The following is a 2,415-nucleotide window of genomic DNA, read 5'->3' on the forward strand; positions in this document are numbered from 1 at the left end:
TTCTATCAAGATGATGGTGCAATCTCAAAGTCAGATTGAAGTATTGTACGGTAAAGAAAATACGAAGACGATTATCAATAACTGTGGTGCTATTCTTTATTTAGGTTCCAATGACTTAGATACGCTTAAGTATCTATCTGAGCGATCAGGTAAGCAAACTTTGAATGATCAGAATTATAGTGAGAGCAGAGGAAGAAATGCTAGCAGTTCTAAGCAGAACTCTAAAATTGGTCGAGAGCTGTTGACACCGCATGAGGTGGCTACTATTGGTACAACAGAAGCCCTACTCTTCCTATCCAAACAAAATGTTTTTCGAGATCAGAAATTTAACCTTGATACGCATCCAAGAGCCTATCTCCTAAGCAATGGCCCGAATGATGACAACTGGTATCGATACAAGCGCTATCTAAGCGATATTGATGAGTGGAAAGCCCAGGTTGGGGAAGAAAATGTTATTCATATTGGGATTAAGGAAGTTGAGGAAGTTCCTCTCAAAGTGAGTTAGAAAAGAAAGGAAATCTAATGGAATTTTATGACTCTTATTGCGTTTTAATTGCTATAAATTGGGATCAGTATGTGTGGCTGCATCAGGAAGGAGAAAAAATAACCTGGCATGAAAATTTTGCTCATGCAGGTTTTTTTCGTGATTTTAATACAGCTAAAAGGGTAGCGGAAACTCATTTATTAGAAATTTTTGGAGCCATAGGCTTCTATAAGATTGTTGGTTTTTCTACAGATGAACTTGGCTATATAGAAACTAAGAACTAGATAGCACAATGTGTTTTGGTATTTTGTGATATAATGAATGGAGAATAAGCGATGATTGAAAGGAGTACACTAATCCTATGACATCTACTATAAAAAATTATTATGAAAGGTGGATGAAACGGCATGAACGCCGTTACAAAGAAGCTTTTGGGTACTATAACCGACGGTCAAAAGAGGCAATCTTAGCAGAATTTATAGAGTTAGAAATAAAAAAAGAGAGAAGTTCCCGTAGCTGGAAATTATTGGTAGGTCTAGTATTAACCATCATTTTTTCAAATGATTTAAAACGAATTTTAGCAATCTTATTTTCACCTTTAACAGGATTACCTACTAAGGAATTGAATGAAAGTGTGTTACTGAGTATCATTATAGCACTATTTATAGTTTTGTTATTTTTGACTATTTTGATCTATAATTTTAGCTACTCATTGTTATTGAGACGCTATCTTATTTTGAAACGTTATATAGAAGAACACTATACTTAAATAGAGGAGATAAATTTGTATAGAGATCGATTTTTTGAAGTATTAGAAAGCCCTTATACGCCATATGTGGCAATAGAATTAATTTATGCAATAGTTGTCATTTGCTTTAATCTTAATCTGGGAAATTTAAATAAGCAACTAAAACATCATTTTGATATTGATAAAATGATAAATCAGAAAGATGTGTCAATTGCGTCTAATGTCATGTCATATGAAAATAATATATCATGGCACTTTTTGTTTTTTGGAATCTTGCTAATTATCATTGGTTTTATAATACCTATATTATTTTCAATGATAAATAAGTCTAGTTATAAGAGAGAAGAAATAAAAAATGCCATTTGGTTTATTATTGCCATAGTCATAGTGGTTAATTTCTTTTTAATTATTTCAATATCAAGAGCTCTTTTGAGTCCAATCATCATAGCAACTTTAATAGTGTGTGCGGTAGGAGCAACATTGGGATCTCTTGCAATTTCTAATACCTAAAAGTACAAGGCAGCCGTAATGGCTGTTTTTTTGATGAGGAGAATCAAATGGATTTAAAACAACTTAAGCAACGGCGAGATGAGCTGATTAAAGATAATGAGTTTATGGATAACTTAATTAAGGAGAAGGAAGAAGAGTTATGGGAAGTGAAAGTTAGAACAATTGCGGCTTCTGAGTTAGCTAGATCGGCATTGGAATCGGCTTTATGTTCGGCAGGTATCGTAGATACCTTTTACGGTCCAGATAACGGAAAGAAAGGAAACGAAATAGAATGAATACATTACCACAAAAACAATTTAAACGAATGAAGCGTGAAGTTGAGGAGGAGACTGCACGAGGGATTGGTTATTTTGAGGGGATTTTAGAACATATCCCTTCTTACCCCCTATCTGAAGCAGTAAAAGAGTTGGCTTTATCTGGCTGGATTACTCCTCATACAGATGTCATCGATGTCCAGAATATGATTGTTACTGAATCTATAAAATGGATGAATTATCAAGATTTCAAAGAAGTTGCACCCTACTTATTTTCTTACCCTCGAGAGCAAAGGGAGAAAGATTTATTGGTTCGACCAGTGAAGATCTCCAGAGAGTACTTTGAAGAATTAAAGGCCAATGCAGAAGAATTATTTCACTTGAAACAAGACTTGCTTCAGGTTAATAATCAATTAGAT

5 protein-coding genes and 1 pseudogene are annotated in these 2,415 nt (G+C 34.0%); all 6 read left to right on the forward strand.

Features of this window, described 5'->3' with window-relative positions:
* Positions 1-505 (forward strand): type IV secretory system conjugative DNA transfer family protein (locus ADH54_RS01485; protein ID WP_049523677.1); only part of this gene is annotated, 505 nt, incomplete at its 5' end.
* A gap of 17 nt (positions 506-522) precedes the next feature.
* Positions 523-768 carry a hypothetical protein gene (locus ADH54_RS01490; protein WP_049523679.1) on the forward strand — a complete coding sequence of 82 codons (246 nt, stop codon included), beginning with the start codon at positions 523-525 and terminating at the stop codon, positions 766-768.
* 77 nt (positions 769-845) lie between these two features.
* Positions 846-1,253, forward strand: coding sequence for a hypothetical protein (locus ADH54_RS01495; protein WP_049523681.1), 408 nt, complete (start codon positions 846-848; stop codon positions 1,251-1,253).
* A gap of 15 nt (positions 1,254-1,268) precedes the next feature.
* On the forward strand, positions 1,269-1,742 hold the full coding sequence (locus ADH54_RS01500; RefSeq protein ID WP_049523683.1) for a hypothetical protein: 474 nt from the start codon (positions 1,269-1,271) through the stop codon (positions 1,740-1,742).
* 47 nt (positions 1,743-1,789) lie between these two features.
* A complete protein-coding gene (locus ADH54_RS01505; protein ID WP_049523686.1) occupies positions 1,790-2,017 on the forward strand; it encodes a hypothetical protein in 228 nt (75 codons plus the stop codon).
* Positions 2,014-2,415 (forward strand): annotated as a pseudogene (locus ADH54_RS01510) (hypothetical protein); the annotation flags it as partial. The gene ADH54_RS01505 and the pseudogene ADH54_RS01510, both read left to right, overlap by 4 nt.

Origin of the sequence: Streptococcus pseudopneumoniae (assembly GCF_001072315.1) — a bacterium.
GTDB lineage: Bacteria > Bacillota > Bacilli > Lactobacillales > Streptococcaceae > Streptococcus > Streptococcus pseudopneumoniae_R.